Origin of the sequence: Wolbachia endosymbiont (group A) of Hylaeus communis (assembly GCF_947251915.1) — a bacterium.
Taxonomy (GTDB): domain Bacteria; phylum Pseudomonadota; class Alphaproteobacteria; order Rickettsiales; family Anaplasmataceae; genus Wolbachia; species Wolbachia pipientis.
Window position 1 is genome coordinate 476,155 of the sequence record NZ_OX366396.1, and the last position, 22,269, is coordinate 498,423.

General features: G+C 35.6%; 20 protein-coding genes and 4 pseudogenes. 12 read left to right on the plus strand and 12 right to left on the minus strand.

Going from position 1 to position 22,269, the window contains the following annotated elements:
- Positions 1–28: 28 nt before the first annotated feature.
- The gene (gene rpoZ / locus OPR52_RS02375; protein ID WP_007548528.1) at positions 29–436 is read right to left on the minus strand and encodes a DNA-directed RNA polymerase subunit omega; all 408 of its coding nucleotides are present in this window, start codon (positions 434–436) and stop codon (positions 29–31) included.
- A gap of 60 nt (positions 437–496) precedes the next feature.
- Complete coding sequence (locus OPR52_RS02380; protein ID WP_012673420.1) at positions 497–793, minus strand: helix-turn-helix domain-containing protein; 297 nt, start codon at positions 791–793, stop codon at positions 497–499.
- A gap of 436 nt (positions 794–1,229) precedes the next feature.
- Between OPR52_RS02380 and purE the strand changes: the two genes are divergently transcribed.
- The gene (purE, locus tag OPR52_RS02385) at positions 1,230–1,721 is read left to right on the plus strand and encodes a 5-(carboxyamino)imidazole ribonucleotide mutase (RefSeq protein ID WP_264723080.1); all 492 of its coding nucleotides are present in this window, start codon (positions 1,230–1,232) and stop codon (positions 1,719–1,721) included.
- A gap of 7 nt (positions 1,722–1,728) precedes the next feature.
- Positions 1,729–3,546, plus strand: a complete 1,818-nt coding sequence (gene mutL, locus OPR52_RS02390) for a DNA mismatch repair endonuclease MutL (protein WP_265038369.1) — start codon at positions 1,729–1,731, stop codon at positions 3,544–3,546.
- A 426-nt stretch (positions 3,547–3,972) separates the two neighbouring features.
- Here mutL and OPR52_RS02395 read toward each other — a convergent pair.
- Positions 3,973–4,805 (minus strand): IS5-like element ISWpi1 family transposase gene (locus tag OPR52_RS02395; protein ID WP_265037890.1). Its coding sequence is split into 2 segments (ribosomal slippage): positions 3,973–4,436 and positions 4,436–4,805, totalling 834 coding nucleotides; the frame shifts between segments, so codons are not numbered across the junction.
- Between the two features lie 124 nt (positions 4,806–4,929).
- Between OPR52_RS02395 and OPR52_RS02400 the strand changes: the two genes are divergently transcribed.
- The 4 genes from OPR52_RS02400 to OPR52_RS02415 all read left to right on the plus strand — a co-directional run bounded on the left by OPR52_RS02400 (position 4,930) and on the right by OPR52_RS02415 (position 9,843).
- Positions 4,930–5,789, plus strand: a protein-coding gene (locus OPR52_RS02400) for an IS630 family transposase (protein ID WP_265037751.1) whose coding sequence is annotated in 2 segments (ribosomal slippage) — positions 4,930–5,254 and positions 5,254–5,789 — 861 coding nt in all. Because the reading frame shifts where the segments join, the coding sequence is not laid out codon by codon here.
- A gap of 15 nt (positions 5,790–5,804) precedes the next feature.
- Complete coding sequence (locus OPR52_RS02405; RefSeq protein WP_265038370.1) at positions 5,805–5,933, plus strand: hypothetical protein; 129 nt, start codon at positions 5,805–5,807, stop codon at positions 5,931–5,933.
- 386 nt (positions 5,934–6,319) lie between these two features.
- The gene (locus OPR52_RS02410; RefSeq protein WP_264723078.1) at positions 6,320–8,974 is read left to right on the plus strand and encodes a 2-oxoglutarate dehydrogenase E1 component; all 2,655 of its coding nucleotides are present in this window, start codon (positions 6,320–6,322) and stop codon (positions 8,972–8,974) included.
- 245 nt (positions 8,975–9,219) lie between these two features.
- Entirely contained in the window at positions 9,220–9,843 is a 624-nt protein-coding gene (locus OPR52_RS02415; RefSeq protein ID WP_265038371.1) for a hypothetical protein, read from the plus strand.
- Here the strand turns inward: OPR52_RS02415 and OPR52_RS02420 are convergent.
- A pseudogene (locus tag OPR52_RS02420) lies at positions 9,785–10,399 on the minus strand (transposase); the annotation flags it as partial. The gene OPR52_RS02415 and the pseudogene OPR52_RS02420 overlap by 59 nt on opposite strands.
- A 92-nt stretch (positions 10,400–10,491) precedes the next feature.
- Here OPR52_RS02420 and OPR52_RS02425 point away from each other — a divergent pair.
- Positions 10,492–11,817, plus strand: a complete 1,326-nt coding sequence (locus OPR52_RS02425; protein WP_265037763.1) for an IS4 family transposase — start codon at positions 10,492–10,494, stop codon at positions 11,815–11,817.
- Positions 11,818–11,831: 14 nt separating this feature from the next.
- A pseudogene (locus tag OPR52_RS02430) lies at positions 11,832–12,059 on the plus strand (transposase); the annotation flags it as partial.
- Positions 12,060–12,087: 28 nt separating this feature from the next.
- On the opposite strand, the pseudogene OPR52_RS02435 reads toward OPR52_RS02430, so the two are convergent.
- From OPR52_RS02435 to OPR52_RS07840, 5 genes and pseudogenes are all read right to left on the minus strand, one after another.
- Positions 12,088–12,471, minus strand: a pseudogene (locus OPR52_RS02435) (DUF6444 domain-containing protein); the annotation flags it as partial.
- A gap of 207 nt (positions 12,472–12,678) precedes the next feature.
- Positions 12,679–14,952, minus strand: a complete 2,274-nt coding sequence (gene pnp / locus OPR52_RS02440; protein ID WP_095742791.1) for a polyribonucleotide nucleotidyltransferase — start codon at positions 14,950–14,952, stop codon at positions 12,679–12,681.
- Between the two features lie 14 nt (positions 14,953–14,966).
- Positions 14,967–15,239: a 30S ribosomal protein S15 gene (rpsO, locus tag OPR52_RS02445; RefSeq protein ID WP_006279944.1), complete on the minus strand. Its 273-nt coding sequence runs from the start codon at positions 15,237–15,239 to the stop codon at positions 14,967–14,969.
- Between the two features lie 12 nt (positions 15,240–15,251).
- Positions 15,252–15,512 (minus strand): hypothetical protein, encoded by a 261-nt coding sequence (locus tag OPR52_RS02450; protein ID WP_265038372.1) that lies wholly within the window; start codon positions 15,510–15,512, stop codon positions 15,252–15,254.
- An 85-nt stretch (positions 15,513–15,597) separates the two neighbouring features.
- A pseudogene (locus tag OPR52_RS07840) lies at positions 15,598–16,546 on the minus strand (IS5 family transposase).
- A gap of 526 nt (positions 16,547–17,072) precedes the next feature.
- Here OPR52_RS07840 and OPR52_RS02465 point away from each other — a divergent pair.
- Complete coding sequence (locus tag OPR52_RS02465; RefSeq protein ID WP_265038373.1) at positions 17,073–17,195, plus strand: hypothetical protein; 123 nt, start codon at positions 17,073–17,075, stop codon at positions 17,193–17,195.
- Between the two features lie 20 nt (positions 17,196–17,215).
- On the opposite strand, the gene OPR52_RS02470 is transcribed toward OPR52_RS02465, so the two are convergent.
- From OPR52_RS02470 to rpmF, 3 genes are read right to left on the minus strand one after another with little or no spacing between them, the layout of a single operon-like run.
- A complete protein-coding gene (locus OPR52_RS02470; protein WP_182321005.1) occupies positions 17,216–18,226 on the minus strand; it encodes a beta-ketoacyl-ACP synthase III in 1,011 nt (336 codons plus the stop codon).
- Positions 18,219–19,256, minus strand: a complete 1,038-nt coding sequence (gene plsX / locus OPR52_RS02475; protein ID WP_151807807.1) for a phosphate acyltransferase PlsX — start codon at positions 19,254–19,256, stop codon at positions 18,219–18,221. The genes OPR52_RS02470 and plsX overlap by 8 nt, the downstream gene beginning before the upstream one ends.
- A gap of 10 nt (positions 19,257–19,266) precedes the next feature.
- Complete coding sequence (gene rpmF / locus OPR52_RS02480; RefSeq protein ID WP_010962967.1) at positions 19,267–19,449, minus strand: 50S ribosomal protein L32; 183 nt, start codon at positions 19,447–19,449, stop codon at positions 19,267–19,269.
- A 583-nt stretch (positions 19,450–20,032) separates the two neighbouring features.
- Between rpmF and OPR52_RS02485 the strand changes: the two genes are divergently transcribed.
- From OPR52_RS02485 to OPR52_RS02495, 3 genes are all read left to right on the plus strand, one after another.
- Positions 20,033–20,815, plus strand: coding sequence for an MlaE family ABC transporter permease (locus OPR52_RS02485; RefSeq protein WP_264723176.1), 783 nt, complete (start codon positions 20,033–20,035; stop codon positions 20,813–20,815).
- The gene (locus OPR52_RS02490) at positions 20,808–21,509 is read left to right on the plus strand and encodes an ABC transporter ATP-binding protein (RefSeq protein ID WP_006279859.1); all 702 of its coding nucleotides are present in this window, start codon (positions 20,808–20,810) and stop codon (positions 21,507–21,509) included. Before OPR52_RS02485 ends, OPR52_RS02490 begins: the two co-directional genes overlap by 8 nt.
- A gap of 204 nt (positions 21,510–21,713) precedes the next feature.
- The gene (locus OPR52_RS02495) at positions 21,714–22,211 is read left to right on the plus strand and encodes a hypothetical protein (RefSeq protein ID WP_182367341.1); all 498 of its coding nucleotides are present in this window, start codon (positions 21,714–21,716) and stop codon (positions 22,209–22,211) included.
- Positions 22,212–22,269: the final 58 nt, after the last annotated feature.

The window sequence follows — 22,269 nt, forward strand, 5'->3', positions numbered from 1 at the left end:
TTAAAGACTATGTGACTTCAGTAGATTTCTAAACGGATACTTCTTCATCGCCATCTTGATCATTTATTTCATCATCTATTTCACCATCCACTTCATAATCTTGGCTTTCTTGACTTGCATCAAGATCTGTGTTATCAGAAAAATTTAATAAATTCGCTAGCTTACTTGTATTACTGCTGTAAACATTATTCATATTTCCTTTCATGTATTCCTTGCATCTACCTACCAAAAGGCTAAACAGCTCATGAGTATCCACCTGTTTTCCTGCTATTTCATGTAAGGAAACTATGGTATTTTTATGACCTTTAAACTTAGCTGCTTGAATTGGATTACTTGCCCCTGTATTTAAATCATGTGTTCTTTGACTTGCCAACAGAACCAATTTGAAACGGTTACTTACCCGTTCTATACACTTTTCTACAATAGACTCAGCCATAAGATACTACCTTAATAAGTTTTATACTATATCACAAAAAACAAGTTGTCAACTTTGTATCTATTGCGATTCAACTTCATGTTTTACTTTTTCTGCCTCAGATTTTATTTCTTGGCTTTCTGTCATCGTGATTGTTATCTCATGATCAAGTTTTTTTAGAAATCCTAACAATCGCTCTAAAGAAAAACCATCTATTTTACCATTTTTAATTTGCGATACCTTTGGCTGATCAATACCAAGTTTCTCAGCTGCAAAAGCCTGAGTCCAAGCATTTTTTTCTACAATTTTATTTATTATATAAAGCAACTTTGTTTTTATTCCTGCACTGTCTAAGTTATTTAACGATATTATTTCCATAATTCTTACACTCACATATCAATTAACTTTATTAAATATTATAACATAATATTTAATATACCAAGATATTAATATCATGTAACTTGTCAATAATTATATGATATCAATATTTAAAACTTTAAGTTGATTATATATTAATATTTTTATCAAATTTCTAGTAATTTTAAATTACCATTTTACCATCAGTCTATCTGAAAAAACCATTTATAGAAAGAACAAGCTAAGATTACAAAGCTTGAAATACAAAAATAATTATTTTATAAATTTATCTTACATAAGAAGTTTATATCTCTATATCTTAATATAAATATTTATTTAAATTTTTAAAATTTCTATTTTAACGAGAATTCTATATATTATATTTATAATATAATTTAAATATTTGTTGCTTTTTAGCTGGAACATTATTTAGTTAGTAAGTAAAATTGTGTTGAATATGACAAAAATAAAAAAAGATGTTGCTGTTATTATGGGAAGTGAGTCAGATTACACCACTATGGTCCATACTGTTGATATGTTAAAAGCATTAGAAATTTCACATGATATATTCATAATATCTGCACATAGAACACCAGAAAGGCTCTTCAATTTTGCTAAATCTGCACAAGAAGAAGGTTTTAAGGTTATTATAGCTGGTGCAGGAGGTGCAGCTCATTTACCTGGTATGGTTGCGTCACTAACTTGTTTACCAGTTATCGGCGTTCCTGTGCATAGTAAACAATTAAATGGGCTGGACAGTCTACTCTCTATAGTTCAAATGCCAAAGGGTGTTCCAGTTGCAACCATGTCTATAGGAGAAAATGGAGCATATAATGCTGCCATTACCGCCGTATCTATATTGTCAATTTCTAACAGTGAAATTGCAGGTAGGTTAAAAAAGTGGAGAGAGAAGCAGACCAAAGAAGTAAAAGAAAAACCAGTTTCATAATAAATCTATGGCAATAATTCTTTTAGACACAAAAACCATAAACCGTATAGCAGCGGGGGAGGTAATAGAAAGGCCAGCAAGTGTAGTAAAGGAATTAGCGGAAAATGCAATAGATGCTGGAAGTTTAGAAATAGAGATCAAAATAGAAAGTGGTGGGCGTAACCTTATTATTGTGACAGATGATGGTAACGGAGTAGAAAAAAACGATTTAGAACTTGCGTTTATGCGCCATGCTACTTCAAAATTGAGCGACAATGAGTTGATAGAAATCAAGCATCTTGGCTTTAGAGGAGAAGCTCTGCCTTCAATAGCAGCAGTAAGTAGGATAAAATTATCGTCTAAGGCAAGAGAAGCAAATGAAGCATGGTCTATAAGTTATGAGGGTGGAGAGAAAATAGGGGAGCAAACTCCTTACTCTTTATCACAAGGCACACATATTGAAGTACGAGATTTATTTTTTGCCACTCCAAATAGACTAAAATTTCTAAAAACTGAAAGAGCAGAAACTCAAAGCATTGTTGATATTGTAAATAACCTAGCAATGATTAACTATCATATAGGGTTTACTCTCACTTCAGGTAATAAAAAGCTCTTAAAATACGCTAAGCAGACTTCGTTATTTCATAGATTGTGTGAAGTAGAAGAAGAATTTCAGGGCAGTTCTCTGGAGATTAATGAAGAAGAAGACGGCATTAAACTTACGGGACACATCTGTAAACCGACCGTCAATCGTGGTAAGTCAACTCAGATCTATACGTTTGTTAATGGAAGGCCAATCAAAGATAATCTACTTATTGGCGCAGTTAGGTATGCATATCATGATTTTATTCCAAGCGATAGGTATCCTTTCGCAGCGTTACATTTAGAGATACCTTATGATCAAGTAGATGTAAACGTGCATCCAAATAAGTCAGAAGTAAGGTTTCAGAATAAGAAGCTCATATATGAGATAATGACAAGAGGATTAATTAAAGCATTGTCAAGAAGGATAGGCACCTTTCCAGCGCATGACCAGAAAATGGATTCAACATTGCCAGATCCTTTTGATAAACCTGATGTTCAAAATGAAAGAAGGCCAAGTCCTTTTGAAAATCAACTAATAAAAGAATTTGCTTCTCCAAATGAAAGAGTAAAAAGCTTATCAGAACAGTCAAAATCGTTTGATTATACCGGCATACAGAAATTACCATCACAAGCGGAGACTATGGTTCTAGAAAAAAAGGTGTTAGAGCAAGTTGATTTGATAGAGAGCCACCCGCTCGGGTTTGCACGCTGTCAGGTCTATAATACTTACATTATTGCCGAGGTAAGGGACAAATTGATTATAGTCGATCAGCATGCAGCCCACGAAAGATTAGTATATGAATGCTTAAAACAAAAATCAAATGTAAAAAGACAAAAACTACTTCTTCCTGAAACGGTTGAAATCAAAAATCAAGCCGGAATGGAGATGATTGAAGTTTATAAAGATAAGTTATTTGAAATGGGTTTTGATATTGAGATCAAATCAGAAAATAAAGTGATAGTAAAAGAAATCCCTGCAATTTTGGGAGCAATAGATGTGAAAGAGATGCTAATTAATATAGTCGATAGATTAACGGAAATAGAAGATACATTGCCAGTAGAAGATAAAGTGAACAAAATATTGGCCACTATCGCTTGTCATGGATCAATTAGAGCGGGTAGAAAAATGAGGTTAGATGAAATGAATGAGCTGCTGAGACAAATGGAAAAAACCCCATATTCCGGGCAATGCAACCACGGAAGACCAACTTATATAGAAATGAAACTCAGTGATATTGAAAAACTTTTTGAGCGTAGGTAATGAGGTTGCCATAAATATGTAAGTGCTCTTTCCTCGTCATCCAAGTAGCTCATAGAAACGGATTAAACAAAAAAACTTGCTTGACAAACTCCGCCAGCCCTCTTATCATGAAACTGAAGCTATTGTATTTGCTTTCGCCAATCTGCAGATTAAAAGGTAAGGATTACTTAATGTATCGGCGTCTTATGTTCAATTTTTTGCAGTATATAGATACTGTATGTCTTTACAAAACTTCATCTACATCTAGATTTTTATCTAAATAAGCTGAACGCGCTTATAAAGCGTTACAAGACATCAAAAAATGCCAATACTCGACAGAGATAGTAAAAGACTAGCTAACTCGGGGATTCTTTGTCTTTTTTTCTGCTTAGTAAATTTCTTAAACATTTGCAGCGTAAGTTAGAGGTTGTCCGGAAACAAGTAAATTCAAGCATATTCCCTCTTTAACATAACCCTACTCATAGCTAGGTATATGAAATTCTCAGTGGATGTTGTGAGTAAATCATACTCCTTCGATAGCCTTCTATTCCTATTAACCCAAGCAAAAGTCCTTTCTACAACCCATCTTCTTGGCTGTACTTTAAACCCTTGTTCTCTTGTTGGTAGTAGCTCAGGTGGCGTATCTTTGTGCACCCAAAATCTACATGTAGGCCTTTTAACAATTTCAATATCTATGTCATATTCTTCCTTTATGTGATTCTTTAAATTTCTTCCTTGGTATCCCATGTCAGCCCACATTTTTTTAACTTTAGTATATTTTGTTCTCATATTGTTTAATGCTATTTTAATACCATCTCTATCATTTTCGTTAGCAGCGCCTACGTAACAACCTAGTATAAAACCCTGAGTGTCTGTAATTATATGCCTTTTTCTACCCTTTACTTTTTTACTTCCATCATAGCCTTTGATCCCCCCTTTTCTGTAGTCTTTACAGATTGACTATCTACTATACAGGCACTCGGCTGCTCATTCCTTCCTATTTTTCTTCTACTATATTTTGTAATTTCATAATTCATTTTCTCAAAAATTCCCTGCTTCTTCCATTGCCTGAACTGCTCATACACAGTCTTCCATAGCGGAAAATCATTTGGTAAATACCGCCATTGACACCCTGTACGCAATACATAGAAAATTGCTTCTAATATTTCTCTTTTGCTATACTTTGGCGGCCTTCCTCCTTTCTTGTATGATACTCTGAAGTGTTTTTCTATTCTTGCCCATTCCCTTTCGCTTAGATCTGTTGGATACTTTTTTCTCATCTTTACCCCGTACTAAAATTTCAGATATTATAGCCTTTTACTTGTTTCCGGACAACCTCTTAGAGCTCTTTCTATAAAAGTCCGGATGTGATAGGATAAGGGTAGATGATGATAAGGAGGTTGAATGCCAGCAGCATATAGTTATGATTTAAGAAAAAAAGCAATGGAAGCGCTAGACGAAGGAGAAAGCAGAGAAACAGTGGCAGCAAGATTTAAGATTGGACGAACTACTTTATGGGAGTGGCAGCAAAGAAGAAAAGAAACAGGAGACTTTCAATCAAAAAAACTTGGAAATGGGGGTTACAATCACAAAATTACCGACTGGGATACCTTTGCCAAATTTGCCAGAGAACACGGAGGAAAGACTCTATCGGAAATGGCTAAACTTTGGAACAACGTTAGTATCCAAACGATCTATCGAGCCCTTAAAAAAATTGAATTTACGCGCAAAAAAAGACATATGGATACAAGGAAAGAAACGAAGAAAAACGTGCTGAATTTTTGAAAATTATAGCGACAAAAGAACCTAAAAACTTAGTGTATATAGATGAGTCTGGCATTGATAACACCGAAGACTACCCCTACGGATATTGCCAGAAAGGACAGCGGTTTTATGCCTTAAAATCTGGAAAGAAAACTCAACGAATCAGTATGGTTGCAGCCTTAAGTGGAAGAAAGATAGTTGTTCCGTTAACCTTTGAAGGCCACTGTAATATGGATGTTTTTAATGGATGGTTTGAGCAATTTTTGACACCGATCTTGGAACCTGGACAGACTGTCATTCTTGACAATGCTACTTTTCATAAGTCTGATAAGATTATCGAGCTTGCTAAAGGGGTTGGTGCAGAAATTTTGTATCTGCCGCCTTATTCTCCAGATTTCAACAAAATTGAGCATCATTGGTTTGCTATAAAAAACAGAGCCAGGAAAAACATTCCTCTATTCGAATCCTTTCGTCGTGCTGTTGATTCTGCCTTCCTATGACCTGTTCGGACTATTATGAGAAATGCTATAGTTGCAATTAAAAGCAGCTTAATCTTGCTTGTCAAGCGTTTAAAACATAAAAAACGCCAATATTTTAAAGCGGATAATAACCCCAGGGCTTCTTTTGCCTTTTTTTTCGCTTAGTAAATTTCTTAATGTTTATAGCTAAACGACAACCGTCATCCCGCTACGTGTTAGCGGGATCTCTTGTTAGCGCCGCGGCGGTATGACGTCTCGCTTGCAACCTATAGCTTTGTCATTCCAGTGCTCCTTTTTTTGTCATCCCAGTGCCTTGACTATTTGGATCCAGAAAACTTAGCTTCGAGTCAAGTAGGCTGCAAATAAAAACTGGATTCCAGCGTCACGCGCTGGAATGACACCCTGACAATCGTCATCCCGCTACGTGTTAGCGGGATCTATGTTAAGAGATACCGCGAATGAATCGCGGTATGACGTATAGAAACTAAAAAAGTTCTTTTTTAAAAAACTTAAGTTATACTTATAAGTATTTGATACTTTTTATAGTGATTATGTCGAGTTTAAGCTGCCTTTATGGTGATAATGCAGAATTTGTGGAAGAAATGTATAGCCGTTATTTGCAGGGTGATAAATCAATCGGGGAGGATTGGTATAGAATTTTTTCAAGCAATTTAGAAGTTAATAAAGCGGAGACCTGCGGTGCACAACATGTAACTAAGGTGGATGATTCAGTTTCTAGTTTAGCAAATTTTTTCAGATCTTACGGTCATTTTTTTGCGGATCTTAATCCGTTATCACCCAATGTGAATAAGGAAGTAGATTATCAGAAATATTCGAATCTATATCCGGCAAGTGACGCTGGAATCTATAGAGATATTTACTGCAAGAACATCGGTTTTGAATTTATGCATATCTCCTCTTATGAGGAGAGGATGTGGCTGCAGGAAAAGATCGAAAATCAAACCTATACGCTGAGTTCACAAGATAAAAAGGAAATACTGAGGCACTTAATTGAATCTGAGATGTTCGAGCAATTTCTCCATATGAAATTTCCTGGATATAAACGTTTTTCTATCGAAGGTGGGGAATCAGCTATCGTTGCAATTGAGAGAATCATTAGTGATTCTGCAGCTTTTAGTATTGAAGAAATAGTTCTTGGCATGGCTCACCGCGGACGACTCAATATTCTAACCAAAGTTATGGGCAAAGAATATGCGGCAATGCTATCTGAATTTCAAGGCAATCTTGCATATCCAGGTGGTCTTGAGGTGTCCGGTGATGTTAAATATCACCTTGGTTACTCTTCTGATCAAACACTTGCCGGTGGTAAGAAAATACATTTAAGTTTATGCCCTAATCCATCTCACCTTGAAGCGGTAAATCCGGTTTTGGCTGGAAGAATAAGAGCAAAACAGAATATAAGATCTGTGCTTGGCATATCAATTCATGGTGATGCGGCTTTCATCGGTCAAGGAGTGGTTGCTGAAACTTTAACCTTAAGCAATATTGAAGGCTATAAAGTGGATGGCATTGTGCACATTGTCATTAATAACCAAGTTGGTTTTACTGCTAACCCATGTTGCGCACGATCCTCTTTTTATTGCACTGATATAGCAAAATCAATAGAAGCTCCAGTGTTTCACGTCAATGGAGATAACCCGGAAGCTGTGAGTTTTGCTACAAGTCTGGCGATGGAATATAGGCAGAAATTTAAAAAGGACGTAGTAATTGACATAATGTGCTACCGCAAATATGGCCATAATGAAGGTGATGAACCGAATTTCACTCAGCCACTTATGTATAAGGCGATATCAAAGCATAAAACTCCTGGAACATTGTATGAAGAAAAATTGACTGCAGAGAAAGTATTAGATGGCGATGAAGTAAATAAATTGCGCAGTGAATTCAGGGCAAAATTAGATAAAAGTCTTGCTGAATCAGCGGCTTACACTCCAAAAAAAGCTGACTGGTTCGGTGGAGTGTGGTCAAAATTAAGAAGAGCAAAGCTGAGCGATTTGAGCGAATACTACACGGATTCTGGTGTTCCGCCAGATGAGCTGAAAAAATTAGGTGTGCGTATAAATAGCAATATCCCAAGTAACTTTAACATTAACAATAAGGTTAGAAAAATACTCGATGGCAGAATAGACAGCATAAATTTTGGTAGTAATATAGACTGGGCAACTGCCGAAAGTCTTGCGTTTGCATCACTGCTCACAGAAGGAATAGGAGTGCGTTTATCAGGACAAGACTCTGGTCGTGGAACTTTCTCGCACCGTCATTCAAGGCTTGTTGATCAGGTAACAGAAGAAGCGTTTATTCCGCTAAACAATATAAATGAAAAGCAAGCTTACTTTGAGGTCATAGATAGCGCTTTATCAGAGTATGCTGTAATGGGCTTTGAATATGGATATAGCCTTGATTCCCCATATTCACTGGTGCTCTGGGAAGGACAATTTGGTGATTTTGCAAATGGTGCACAAATTATGATCGACCAGTTTATTGCATCTGCAGAAACAAAGTGGTTGCGATCAAGCGGTCTAGTTTTGTTGCTGCCTCATGGTTATGAAGGACAGGGACCTGAGCATAGCTCCGCGCGTATAGAGAGATTTTTGCAACTCTGCGCAGAAGATAACATGCAAGTTGTTAATTGCTCTACTCCAGCAAATTATTTTCATGCTTTACGCAGGCAAATCCACAGAGACTTTCGCAAGCCTTTAGTAGTGTTTACACCTAAATCACTATTGCGTCATAAAAGAGCAGTTTCTAACCTATCTGACTTTGAAGGAAAATTCCTCACGGTAATCCCAGAATATAGAACAGATTTGGTTCTAAATGATAAAATACGTAAAGTTGTAATATGCAGTGGTAAAGTTTACTACGACATAATTGAAGTATGTGAAGCACAAAAAATAAACGATATAGCAGTAATACGTTTGGAGCAATTCTATCCGTTTCCGGCCGATAAACTAAGCAGTGAACTTGAGAAATACGAGAACGCTGAAATTATATGGTGTCAAGAAGAACCAAAAAATATGGGAGGATGGTTTTTTGTCAACCCATTGATAGAAGAAGTGTTATCCAATCTCAATATTCAAGCAAAAAGACCTAAGTGCATTGCAAGACTTGCTGCTGCATCTCCTGCATGTGGTTATGCTAGTGTACATGCTCAGCAACAAGAGGAGATTTTAAGACAGATCGCTTAGTATTTACAGTTATTGAAGCAGAAGTGGTGCTATAAAAGTAGCTGACACTTGAATCCGGTTGCATCACGCGCTGCGGCCAGGCGCAATAGAAAACGCATTACACCAATAAAGCCCTTTTGGTACTCAAGCAAATATAAAAGATTTTTATTCTATTAAAAAAAATATAATTTTTATTAAAATTTTCATTTATTTTTATTTAAAAAGTAAACATTATTAATATTTACTTTAACTAATATAGGATATATATGAATACAAAAATATTTGAGATGTTAATAAGGAGAACTGGTCTACGCAGAGATAGCAAAGCTGAGATCATACAGTTAAATAGAAATGAAAAAGCTTTCGTAGATGAGGATAAAGAATCTATCGAATTAGCTGAGGCCATTTTTGAAGAGAATAATATGTTTCATTTCCGCAAACCAGGTCCTGCTATGGATTACATTTTGCACAAATTAATAAATGATAGGAAGCTTTTCGAGGAAATGAAAGATAGAGGTACAAGTATAATACGTCTTTTTTCTTTGTTATCAATGTATCATGGTCGTCTCAATTGCTGTGTTATAAGAAAAGGAGGGTGTATTACTGAGTGTGGCATACTTGATTACGCTGGCACCTATCCAGAACTAGTGCCTTTAGAGGACTTTATACTTATTGAGCCTTGCTCGTACCTCGAGTACACTGTGCTTGATAATGATAACATCAGAAATAGGTTAGCTGAAGACTTAACTGAAGATAAAACAAAATTAGATATCTTTTTGAATGGAATTTTAGCAACAAAGAATTCGGATTTAGTATTATCTCCTAAGAAACTCACTCAACTAACTCTTCTTGTTGAACTAATATGTAGCCAAATTCGCTCGCTTTTTTGATCAAATTTTTTACAGTTCTATCTTTATAGCGTGTTTCATAGTATTCCATTCCTTTTTCTACATATTCCTGTCCGTATTTGAGCATACTATAAAATATGCATGCCATTTTTCTTGCAGTAGCTGTTATTGCTTTTGGTGCTCCTAGTCGTTTTTTCAATCTTCTGTAGTATGCACCCAACGCACTTTTACTATTTCCTACAGAATGAGCAGCTATTCGCAAAGCATTTGCAGCACGGTTAATGACTTTACGTGTTCTTGTGTTAAACACTTTTTCCCCTGTAACTTTATTAGCAGGACTGAGTCCCAACCACGATGAAAAGTGCTTTTCTGTTGGCCATTTACTATGGTTTATACCAACTTCTGAAATTATGGTTTGTATACTTAATACATCAAATCCAGGAATTTTAGTGAAATCCATACCAGTTATTCGGTGCAGTTCCTCATACAAAGCAAAGCTTGGCTTACTTTTGCTATTTTTATTCTTTTGCTTACTTAGCTGTTTGCTTTCACAAGACTTTGTTTCAAACGTTTTATAATAGGCTTCAATATTTCTATCACCATACGCGTCAAGTTAAGGAAATAAAGGTATGAAAGAGATAGAATAATAAGGTATAAGTTCTCCCAGATATACTTTTAGTGAGAGAACCAATGAATAAAATAACTTGCTTATCAAAAAAGCTCAAAGAATTTTTTAATGAAAAAGCAGAGAAAATCTCAATTACAACAAGGTTTATAAAAAGAAAGAGAAAGCTAAAAGGTTCATCATTCGTAAAAGCCATGGTCTTGGGTAATATAGGAGTTGATAATTGTAGCGTAGAAACAATGTGTCAATTACTAAACGAGGACTCGATAGATATAACAAAACAAGGTTTGGATTTTAGATTTACTGAAGAAGCAGTGGAATTTATGAAAAGGATGTATAATGAATCTGTGGTTCTCTTTAAAAATATCTTGCAAGTTGATTGCAAAATCTTACAGCAATTTAATAGTGTTAAATTATTGGACAGTAGCTATATTACTCTACCTAACAGTATGGAAGAGATGTATAAAGGTTATGGTACTAGCTACAGTGGCTATGAAAGCAATACTAAGTCTGGAATAAAGTTACAATTAGTTTTCGATTACATGAATCAGATAATAGACCAACTTAATTTAACGGAGGGAATAAGATCAGACCAGGGATATAGGAAACATTTAAGTAATATATCAAGCAATGATTTGCTAATATCTGATCTCGGTTATTTTGTGCCAAGTTCTTTTAAACAAATCAATGAAATAGGAGCTTATTTCATAAGTCGTTATAAATCCGATACCAACGTATATGATGTAGAAACAAATCAAAAAATGGAGTTATTAGAATGTTTAGAGGATAAGTTATTTTTAGAAAACGAGGTATTGTTAGGAAAAGAAGCAAAAATTAGAGTAAGAATTATATGTCAGAAACTAACTGAAGAACAGTCTATAGCCAGAAGAAGGAAAGCTAATAGATTAGCAAGATCGCAGGGATATACATCCTCTAAAAGAAATCAAAAATTGTTGAACTGGTCAATATTTATAACTAATGTTCCAGAAAATAAAATTAGTGCTGAGCAAGTATTAACGATTTACAGAGTAAGGTGGCAAATTGAGTTATTATTTAAATTGTATAAAAGCCATATCAGACTTGATAAGCTAAAAGGAAAGCCATGCAGAGTATTATGTGAACTATATGCTAAATTGTGCGCAATTCTTATATTTCACGGCATAGTTGTTTGCACAGAAGTGAAAAAGAATACAGAACTTAGCTTAACAAAGGCATTTATTGAGCTAAAAAGGCGGGTTAGAGAGTTATTTTTAGTATTAACCAAAATTAATAGTTTAAAAGCATTTCTTAAAAAACTCACTATAACTTGGTCGCGATTTTCATTAAAAGACAAACGTAGAAGGGCTAGAGTATCCACTTTAACCTCTCTAAATTTGCTCACAATCTCTTAACTTGACGCGTATGGATCTTGGAACCTGGACAGACTGTCATTCTTGACAATGCTACTTTTCATAAGTCTGATAAGATTATCGAGCTTGCTAAAGGGGTTGGTGCAGAAATTTTGTATCTGCCGCCTTATTCTCCAGATTTCAACAAAATTGAGCATCATTGGTTTGCTATAAAAAACAGAGCCAGGAAAAACATTCCTCTATTCGAATCCTTTCGTCGTGCTGTTGATTCTGCCTTCCTATGACCTGTTCGGACTATTATGAGAAATGCTATACTACATAAGGCCTAATTTCCGGAAGATCAACTTTTTTGTGAACATAAGGTTTTTCGCATATTACAAGCTCTCCTCCGCATTCGCAAATATTAGGCAACTCTATTTTTACTACTTTATCCGCTTCCATTGTAGCATGAAAATTTCCTTTATGCCCAACCTGATCGCCAACATTCCTTTCGCTTTTTGGCTTGTCCTTTTTTGTTTTGTACAATTCTTTAGAGCTCGGTAGAGATGAATTTTTCGAGTTTAAACCAAGCCTTTCCTTTAATTCAGCGTTCTCTATCTTTAAAGCTTTATTTTCTGCTTTTAAGTTTTCTATCTCTGCTTTCAGTTTTTCTATTTTTTGCTGTAAATTTTTGCAAAGTTCTAAAAGGTTTACCACATTACCTCACTTTTGCTCTATGATTATCTTTTTAGATCACTTTGTCTACCTTATTCTACCACTCCGCTGAACGGATACCTTGGGTTAGCTATAGCTAACACCACAATTGTACTAACATTGTGATTTGAGAACAACCTCTTCACCAGAAAGGGTGTCATTCCAGTGTTAAGCACTGGAATGACGAGAGGTAACGCAAGAAGTTTACTCTTAATAAAAACCTGATGATGAATCATTATTACCAAATTTCGGCCTATTTCTGTTGCTGAAACCAGAACGAGGACGAGGAGGCCTCTTATGGTGACTTCCTCCAGGTTTTCTACTAAATGAATTATTGTAATAATTATCCCTGTCATTTGGACCATCTTTCCTTTCCTCGTTGTAAAGCTCACCTTCAAAAAACTCTCCCGTCTCTTGATCAACCCGACGTCTTGACAACTTTGGACACCCACCTTTTTCGAAGTCAATTACTAGTGCTTTGAAAGTATCATCTTGTTTAAGTACGCTCTCTATAGAATCTATATGTTCATTAGCTACTTCACTTATGTGCATTTTTCCTTTTCTGCCATTAAGAAATTCAAGCTCTACAATAGACTTCTCTATTCTTACAACCTTGACATCAACTATAGAACCTTGTTCTAGTTCTGTTATTGAATCAATCATCATACTCTTTGCAATTTCAGCTTCAGTGCCACTCGTAGCAAAAACAGAAACTTTACCATCATCTCCTATTTCAATTTTTGCATTACTTCTTTCACACACACTGCGTATATTTTTCCCCTTAGAACCTATAGCAGCAGAAATTTTGTCTTTATCTATGTAAAATGATAACATCCTTGGTGCATGGTCTTTGACATCATCACTGTGTTCTGAAATCACTGCATTCATTTTTTCTAAAATATGTAATCTTCCAGCTTTTGCCTGTTCTAAAGATTTTTCAACAATTTCAAAGCTTATACCAGAAATTTTCATGTCCATTTGTAGCGCCGTAACCCCTTCACTAGTTCCTGCTACTTTAAAGTCCATATCACCAAGATAATCTTCATCACCAAGTATATCGGAAAGTATTACATACTCGTCTTTATCTTTGATGAGACCCATAGCAATTCCAGCAACAGGGGCCTTTATTGGCACACCCGTATCCATTAAAGCAAGAGAAGTCCCACAAACTGTTGCCATAGAAGAAGAACCATCAGACTCCAAAATTTCGGACACTACTCTTATTGTATAAGGAAATTCAGACTTATCGGGTAAAACAGGATGAATTGCTTTCCAAGCAAGTTTGCCATGACCGATTTCTCTTCTTCCTGGTGCACGCGCAGCAGAAGTTTCTCCAACAGCAAATGAGGGAAAGTTATAATGCAACATGAAATGCTCACGTCTATCCCCTTCAATATCATCCACAATTTGCTCATCTTGAGTGGTGCCAAGAGCAGTAACAACCAGTGCCTGAGTATTGCCTCTTGTAAATAGTGCAGAACCGTGAGTTTTGGACAGAATATCAACTTCAACTTCTATCTGACGTATCTCATCATGCTTACGACCGTCTATCCTTACACTTTTCTTCCTAATTATTTCACGTACTAAAGATCTTTCAAAGTTTTTTACTGCATACGTAATTAACTTTTCGTCTTTTCCAGTTTCTTTAAGAGTATTCAATATATTCTCTCTGATCGCTTCTAGAGCTTGAACTCGCTCTTGTTTTACTGTTTGCGAATATGCTTTTTCAAAATCTTTACCGTATTTTTCGAGCTCTTGTGTTATATCTGATGCATCAATAGGGGCAAAGCTCTCAGGTTTATTGCCAATTGTATCAGCAAACTCTTTTATGAGCTTAATGACAGGCTTAAGGTGTTCATGGCCAAATTTTATTGCATTAAAAACATTTTCTTCAGAGAGCTCTTTCACTTCTGATTCAACCATTAAAATTGAATTTTCATCACCAGACAAAAACAGATCCAAGCTGCTTGCTTTCATCTCTTGAACAGAAGGGTTGAGTATATAGTTATTATTTTCATCACAACCAACCATCACTCCAGCTATAGTAAAGTGAAAGGGAACACCAGAAATTGCAAGAGCTGCAACAGCACCAATCAATGCTGGCACTTCAGGAGGATTGACTGTATCATAAGTTAATAGATTGCACACCACACTAATTTCATCATGAAATCCTTCTGGGAATAGTGGTCTTATACTTCTATCTATTACTCTTGAGATTAAAGTTTCTCTATCAGATGGCTTGCCTTCTCTTTTAAAAAACCCGCCAGGGATCTTACCCATGGCATAGCTTTTTGCGATAAACTGCACATTTAAAGGTAGGAAATCAACGCTTTCTTCCTTCTTTTTACGTACAACAGTTACTAAAACAGAAGTATCACCGTAATTTACAACTACTGAACCATGAGCTTGGCGTGCTATTTTTCCTGTTTCTAAAGATAAGGCACGACCACCCCACTCTATAGATTTTTTTATAATTTTAAACATATTAAATTCCTCGATTATTTTCTAATGCCTAACTTCTCTATTAATTCCTGATAGGCTTCATTACCAAATTTACGCTTTATATAATTTAAGTGCTTGCGTCTTCTACCTATCAATATAAGTAAACCACGCTTAGAGTGATGGTCATGCTTGTGCACTTTAAAATGCTCAGTTAAGTTACTGATCCTCTCGGTCAAAATTGCACATTGTACAAAAGATGAGCCTGTATCATCTTCTTTAATTGCATATATATTTATCAAACTCTTTTTCTTTTCGGATGTTATCGACATCTAAACCTCATTTTAAATATTAAAAACACGAATAGGTTTCACACAACCATAAATAAAACTGCAGATTGCAATAGGTACACTACCCACCACCGTACAACAAATATCATGATTCTTTAAATTACGCAAGTTATTTAATACAACTTCCTGACCTTTTCTGATTTTCCCCGAATCTTCTAGGGAAATTTCAACTTTGAACATCGATTTTAAAGCCGATTCAATGGGGATGACGAAACTTTTTGTATTACTCCCTGTCACTCCATCATCTTCTGTCATCCCACCCCCCTCTGTCATCCAAGTAGCTGACACTGGGATGGCTTTGTTGCATCGCTCTTCGGATAGTAGGTAACGCACAATAAATTTATGAAGCTATCTCAAATTTAGCCATACCAATATCAGTGAACTTATTGAGCAAATAGCATTTAACAAGTAGTTCCTTCTCTCTATTTGTCTCAGATTTATTCCTAAAACTAAACCCGAATGTTTGTTTCAGTCGCGAGAAAAAACTTTCTGTATAAGATCTTTTTCCATAACTCATCTCTTTTTTCCACTTCTTTATACCATCTTCATCATATGACTTTATGAGCTTGACTGCAGAATTTCTTTCAGCCATATAGTCTAACTTTGGATGCTCTGCTGCGTTGTTTTTCGGAGGAATTTTCGTTTTTATACCATATTGATTACACAGCTTATAGAGCTTTTCTCTGTCATATGCCCTATCTGCATATAGTACTTTTATGACATACTGAAAATCGACTTCTTTTAGCAAATCACAAGCTCCATAGTGATCAGCCGTTACTGTATTTTACAGCTATGGCTTTTTTGCTGTTTGTATTCAACATTACATGCAATTTTCTTGTCTGTTCATAGCTGCGATACTTTCTATCTTCGCTATTTTCTTTGCTATGACCAGGAGTGTTGTTGTATATACTAATTCCTGTACTGTCTATAGCAATTTCGATATCTTCCATATTATTTTTATCAATTCTGCAATCATTGATCTTAATATTGAGTTTCTTAAACCTTCTTGATGATTGTGAATAGCTGATAACTTGCAAATTTTTCCCAATTTGCTCAAGGTATCCTGCTATAAACCCAACTGTTTGCCTCAGGCCTATTCTAAATAAACAAGTTACTATGTGCACCAAAATTACAACTTTATCGCTATAAATATTGTTGCCACCTGGTATTTTTGGACCATTCTCGTACCACTTTTCTATGGCTTCGTTGATATAATGAAAAATATTTCCTCTTTTTTCTAGAAATTTGTTATATTCGCTATGGTTACTGACCCTCATTTTTTGTGGCATATTTTTTCTTTCAAGGTTAAATGGCTATTTTATAATGAATTTTGTCAGTAGCCACCAGATTTTTTCAGTTGCTATGCAACAAAGCCCACTGGGATCCAGCCTATTTCATCACGAACATTGTTTTTGACATATGCTCCTAGAATCTTTTGTCCATTACATGATTTGTAAGTATTTGTATATCTGGATCCCAGTGGGCTTTGTTGCATCGCTAGCTATGATGGATTAAAGATAAAAAAGGTGGAGAATATCAGTAGCTTATTATTCTGGTATTTATAACAAGAACGGTCAGTGAATACCTAAATTTGAGTAAAAGAAATTTCACTACCACTCACTAATCCGGCTAAAATTCAAGAATTTCAATGCTTTAGCTATTTTCAATAGAATTAAATTTATTAATATAAATAACAAGTTACTATTCTTAAATTTGATCAGATTGATTGCAAAAAAAACAAGATTTTCAATAAGTTGCTTATAATCCTAATTATAGTTAGCTTTTCATAAGTAGCGATGCAACAAAGCCATCCCAGTGTCAAGCACTGGGATGACAGGGGAGTTGGATGACACCATTTTTTTCCTGGATCCAAGTAGTCAGGGCACTGGGATGACAGGAGAAAGAGGCACTGGAATGACAAAGAGGGTACTTGGATGACAGGAGGTAATGCAGGAAGTCTAATAGTGCAGCAACACGGAACCCCAGGTCAGGCCTGCACCTATTGAAATCAGCAGTACCAGATTTCCTGATTTTATTTTTGATTCTTGTATTGCATAGTCTAAGGCCAGTGGAATTGATGCCGCTGAGGTGTTTGCATGCTTATCAACGGTATTAATCACTTTCTCTATAGGGAAATCTAATTTCTTTACTACTGCTTCAATAATACGAATGTTTGCTTGATGGGGAATTAACCAGTCAATATCAGTGATTTTCAAATTATTGCATTTCAGAGTTTCCTCTACTGAGGCTGTTAACTTATCCACTGCATGTTTAAACACTTCTCTTCCATTCATGCATATTTTTCCAGAATCACCAGTTGAGGATATCCCTCCGTTCGTACATAGTATGTCCACATTGCCATCAGAATATAGGCTAGTTGAAATTATACCTTTTGTAACCCCCTTCTCTGCCACCCAAGTATCAGCATCATTTGTTGGAATGACGTTAAAATGACATGCTGATTTCATTATTACTGCACCAGCACCATCACCAAAGAGTACACAAGTTGACCTATTTTCCCAATCAACAATCCTAGACATTATTTCAGCACCTATAACCAATGCATATTTAATTCTATTGTTAGATTTTATGAGCGAATCAGCAACTGTAACTGCATATATAAAACCAGAGCATGCTGCTTGTACATCAAAAGCAAATGCGTTTTTACATTTTAACTTACTTTGTACAATTGTTGCACAGCTAGGAAAAGTTTTATCAGGCGTTGTTGTGGCAACTATGATTAAATCAATTTCATCTACTGAAATTTTAGCTTTTTCTATAGCACTTTTTGCTGCATTTACAGCTAGATCTGACGTTAGTTCTCCTTCATCTGCTATATGCCTTTGAACTATTCCTGTTCTCTGCCTTATCCATTCATCGCTCGTCTCAACTATCGATGCAATTTCGTTGTTACTCAACATTTTTCTTGGTAGGTAAGATCCAGTGCTTAATATGAAACTTTTATTCAATATGACTTACCCCGTTAATTATCTTTTGATTTAAATTTTCACTAATTGCATTTACTGCAAATTTTATGGCATGGGCAAAAGAAATAGCATCAGAATTTCCATGACTTTTAATGATGATACCATTCAGCCCTAAAAACATAGCTCCACTTCTAATTTTGGGATTAAAACGCGTTAAAGCTTTATTTAGTTTGGATTTTAACAATATACCAACAAGCATTTTCGCTATCCACGAATTGAATACTTCCTGCTTTATTAGATTGATAAAGGTACTAGCGGTTGCCTCAGCCGTTTTGAGCATTACATTGCCAACAAAACCATCAGCAACAATCACATCTATATTACCCTCTAAAAATTCACTTGCCTCTATATACCCTTTGAAATTAATGCCTGGAGCGTTTTTAAGCAACTCAAAAGCGCCGCGCACTGAGTCATTACCTTTAACTTCTTCTGTGCCGATATTTAGCAAAGCAACTTCAGGATTGTCAATTTTTAATGCTATTTTTGCAAATATACTACCCATTAACGCAAATTGAAATAATGAGTCGGCATTACAATCAACATTTGCACCAAGGTCAAGCAAAGCGAAGCTTTTTGTCTTAGTTGGACAGATAGAGGCAATAGCAGGACGATAAATGTTTGGTAATGTTCCTAAAATAAATCTGGAAATTGCCATCAATGCTCCGGTGTTGCCTGAAGACACCACTCCGAAAGCTTTACCTTTTTTTACTGCCTCAATGGCAGCTTTCATACTTGAGTCTTTACGATGCCTCAGTGCAAAAGATGGCTTATCATTTGCAAGAACATTGTCAGAACAATGAGTAAACTCAGAATTGTTACTTACTTTTTTGTATTTTGAAAGCAAAGGAGATACTTCTTCCTTATCTCCATAAATATGAAAAAAAACTTTAATGCCTGGGTCAACAAGGTTGTCTAAAAAAAAACCAGCACCATGAATTACGGAAAGAGGCGCAAAATCGCCCCCCATAGCGTCAAGTGCAATAACTATATTATTATTGACCGTAGGTAACATATCATAATAGTCACTCCGCCTGTTGCTTGATGAAAACCCGTTTTCCTTTGTAACTGCCATCAACTGCTACGTTATGAGGCAACATGAATTCCCCAGTTGTTGAACATACCACAACATTCTTAGGCTCAATAGCATGATGAGAACGATGCATATTACGCCTTGACTTTGACTTTTTTCTTTTTGGAACTGCCAAAACTTCCTCCATTCTACTACAAAATTCAATTCATTAGTAACATGTTTTTTACAGGAAGTAAACAGGGATAGTAAAATAAGTAAGGTTTGCTTATGTAATTGAGTTCTATAGCTAAAGTGGCTCTACAATTTGAAAAACCGTCATTCTGCTACTCGTTAGCGGAATCTATACCGCGAATGAATCCATAGCTGTACGAACATTCATTTTTGAAGGTAAATTGCACAACAGATGATGTCATTCCAGTCTGGAATCCAGAAATTTTGCTTATAACTGAGCTGATGAGCTAAAGGTAGTTGTCTTATGCTAAAACAAACGTTTTTAATTAAGTTGCATAGAAGCTGGATCCCAGTGTCTGGGCACTGGCCCACTGGTGGGAATTGCTCCCAAACTACAACGTTCGTACAGTTGTGGATACCGTGGCGGTATGACGTAGGGAAACCTTTCTTGGGTTAGCTATATGAGCTTTAAATTAAAACATCAAGTATGTTGAACTTAAAACATATCTCAGCTATACTTTGCGATAAAGTTAATAAAAATTTTAATAAAATCAGTAAGACTAACCTCTAGCTAAAATGAATACAAAGTGAGCTTTTTTGATATAAATAGTGTTAGAATAATTGGTAGGTACTTTATCAATTTTTTGTTAAGGCTTGGTAGTGCATTCATATTTTTTATTCAATCTCTATACCACTGCCTTGTGCCACCATATTATTTTAGCAACATAGCAAGACAAATTATAGAGATAGGCTTTTTCTCTCTGCCAATTGTTGGGCTCACTGGAGTTTTTATAGGAGCGGCAATAGTTTTACAAAGTAGCTTGAGTGACCCATTAATTAACCAAGAACAGATAATACCCAAACTTGTTACGATCACTATCATTAAAGAGTTAGGACCAGTTTTGATCAGCTTAATAATGGTAGGAAAGGTTGGATCATCAGTTGCAGCAGAAATTGGTACGATGCGCATCACCGAGCAAATAGATGCCCTTACAACTTTGAACATCAACCCTTTCAAATATTTAATTGCACCAAGGATTTTAGCGTCAATCATAGTATTTCCCATACTTACAGTATGTGCAGATTTAATAGGAATATTTGGAGGATGTATCACTGCAGTCTTCGAATTTAACCACAATTTAAATATATACATTAAACACACAGCTCAGTTCTTTAATACGTATGATTTTATAACTGGGCTAATAAAAGCAACTGCATTTGGCGCCATAATTTCTGTCTCAAGCTGCTATTACGGTTACCATTGCAAAGAAGGTGCACAAGGAGTAGGTGTTGCTACAACATCAACTGTTGTTTTATCGTCCATACTGATCATTTTAGCAAACTACATGATTACTTTGATACATGCGTAACCCCATAATATCAATATTGAACTTAAGCTTATCTTTTGATGATAGGACAGTACTAAAAGATCTAAATTTTGATATATTAAAAGGGGAATCATTAGTCATACTTGGTGGCTCAGGAAGCGGCAAATCTGTATTAACAAAAACAATTATCGGCTTGCTTGCTCCAGACTCAGGGTCTGTTAAAATAAATAGTAAAAGCAAAAATAAATTTGGGGTTTTATTTCAAAATTCCGCTTTATTTGACTACGTTACAGTGTGGGAAAATATATCTTTTAATTATAAAAAGCGCTTTAATATCAGCAAAAAAGAGGCAAAACAGCTAGCAATCGAGAAGTTAAATGATGTTGGACTGGAGGAAAGCATAGCAGATATGTTTCCAATAGAGCTATCAGGTGGAATGAAAAAAAGAGTGGCACTTGCAAGGGCGATTGCACACAATCCAGAAATCATTATTTTGGATGAACCAACTTCAGGATTGGACCCAATTATGTCAGATATAGTAAACGAGATAATAATAAAATTATCTAGAGATCTTAACCCTACAATTATCACGATTACACATGATATTCATAGCGCATTTAAAATAGCTGATAAAATAGCAGTATTATATGAAGGGGAGATCATTTCCCATGGAACTGTTCAGGAAATACAAAATACTAATAACGAATATATAAAAAAATTCATTCATTATATATAGCTAAAGATATATACACTATTGCTAACAGTCATATTTTTAAGTTTTAACTTTGTAAAAGGTAGTGAACATTGGAATTCAGATTTTTTTTAAACTGGATCCTATATAAGATAACAGAATTGTTTGTATTAGCTATATTCAAAAGCTCTATTGATATTTTGCAATATTTGTGATAAAATAATAGCTTAAGGTTGAGAGTAAAAATTTATGAGTGAAGCTCAAGGTCCAAACATTGCAGAATGGCAAGCGCAGCAGCAACACCAAGAGGCTGCTGGTGAGAAAAGTGGTTTTGGTCTTGGTCATAGTGACTCTGTTTCAACAGTTGTCGATGGAATGAAATGGTTGTTCAACTTTCATGAAGGAGCAATTGCTGCTTATAGTAACGTGTTTGAAGGTTTGGTGAGTGGCAGTAGTCTAGTAACATTGTTTGGAAAGTCAGGTAATATGTTTGGCATAAAATTTCTTGAAGGCCTTGCAGAATATTTTTCAGGTGGAGGTGGGGAAGATATGCCATCAGAAGGAATGGATATGGCTCATGGTGATGAGGGACCTCACTCAGATGATTACCCTCATGCCAATAATGAAATGGCTCATAATGCTGATGGTTTGCAAGACATGCATGATGCAGGTGATCACCATGGTCAATCTTTTTCACCTGGTCCTTCACCATCTGTTGGTGATGACCACGGGCATGAACTTGGTTAAACGCTTAAAAACTGCTGAATAGTATGCGAGAAGGCCTAATAAGAAAAGTTGCTGTTGT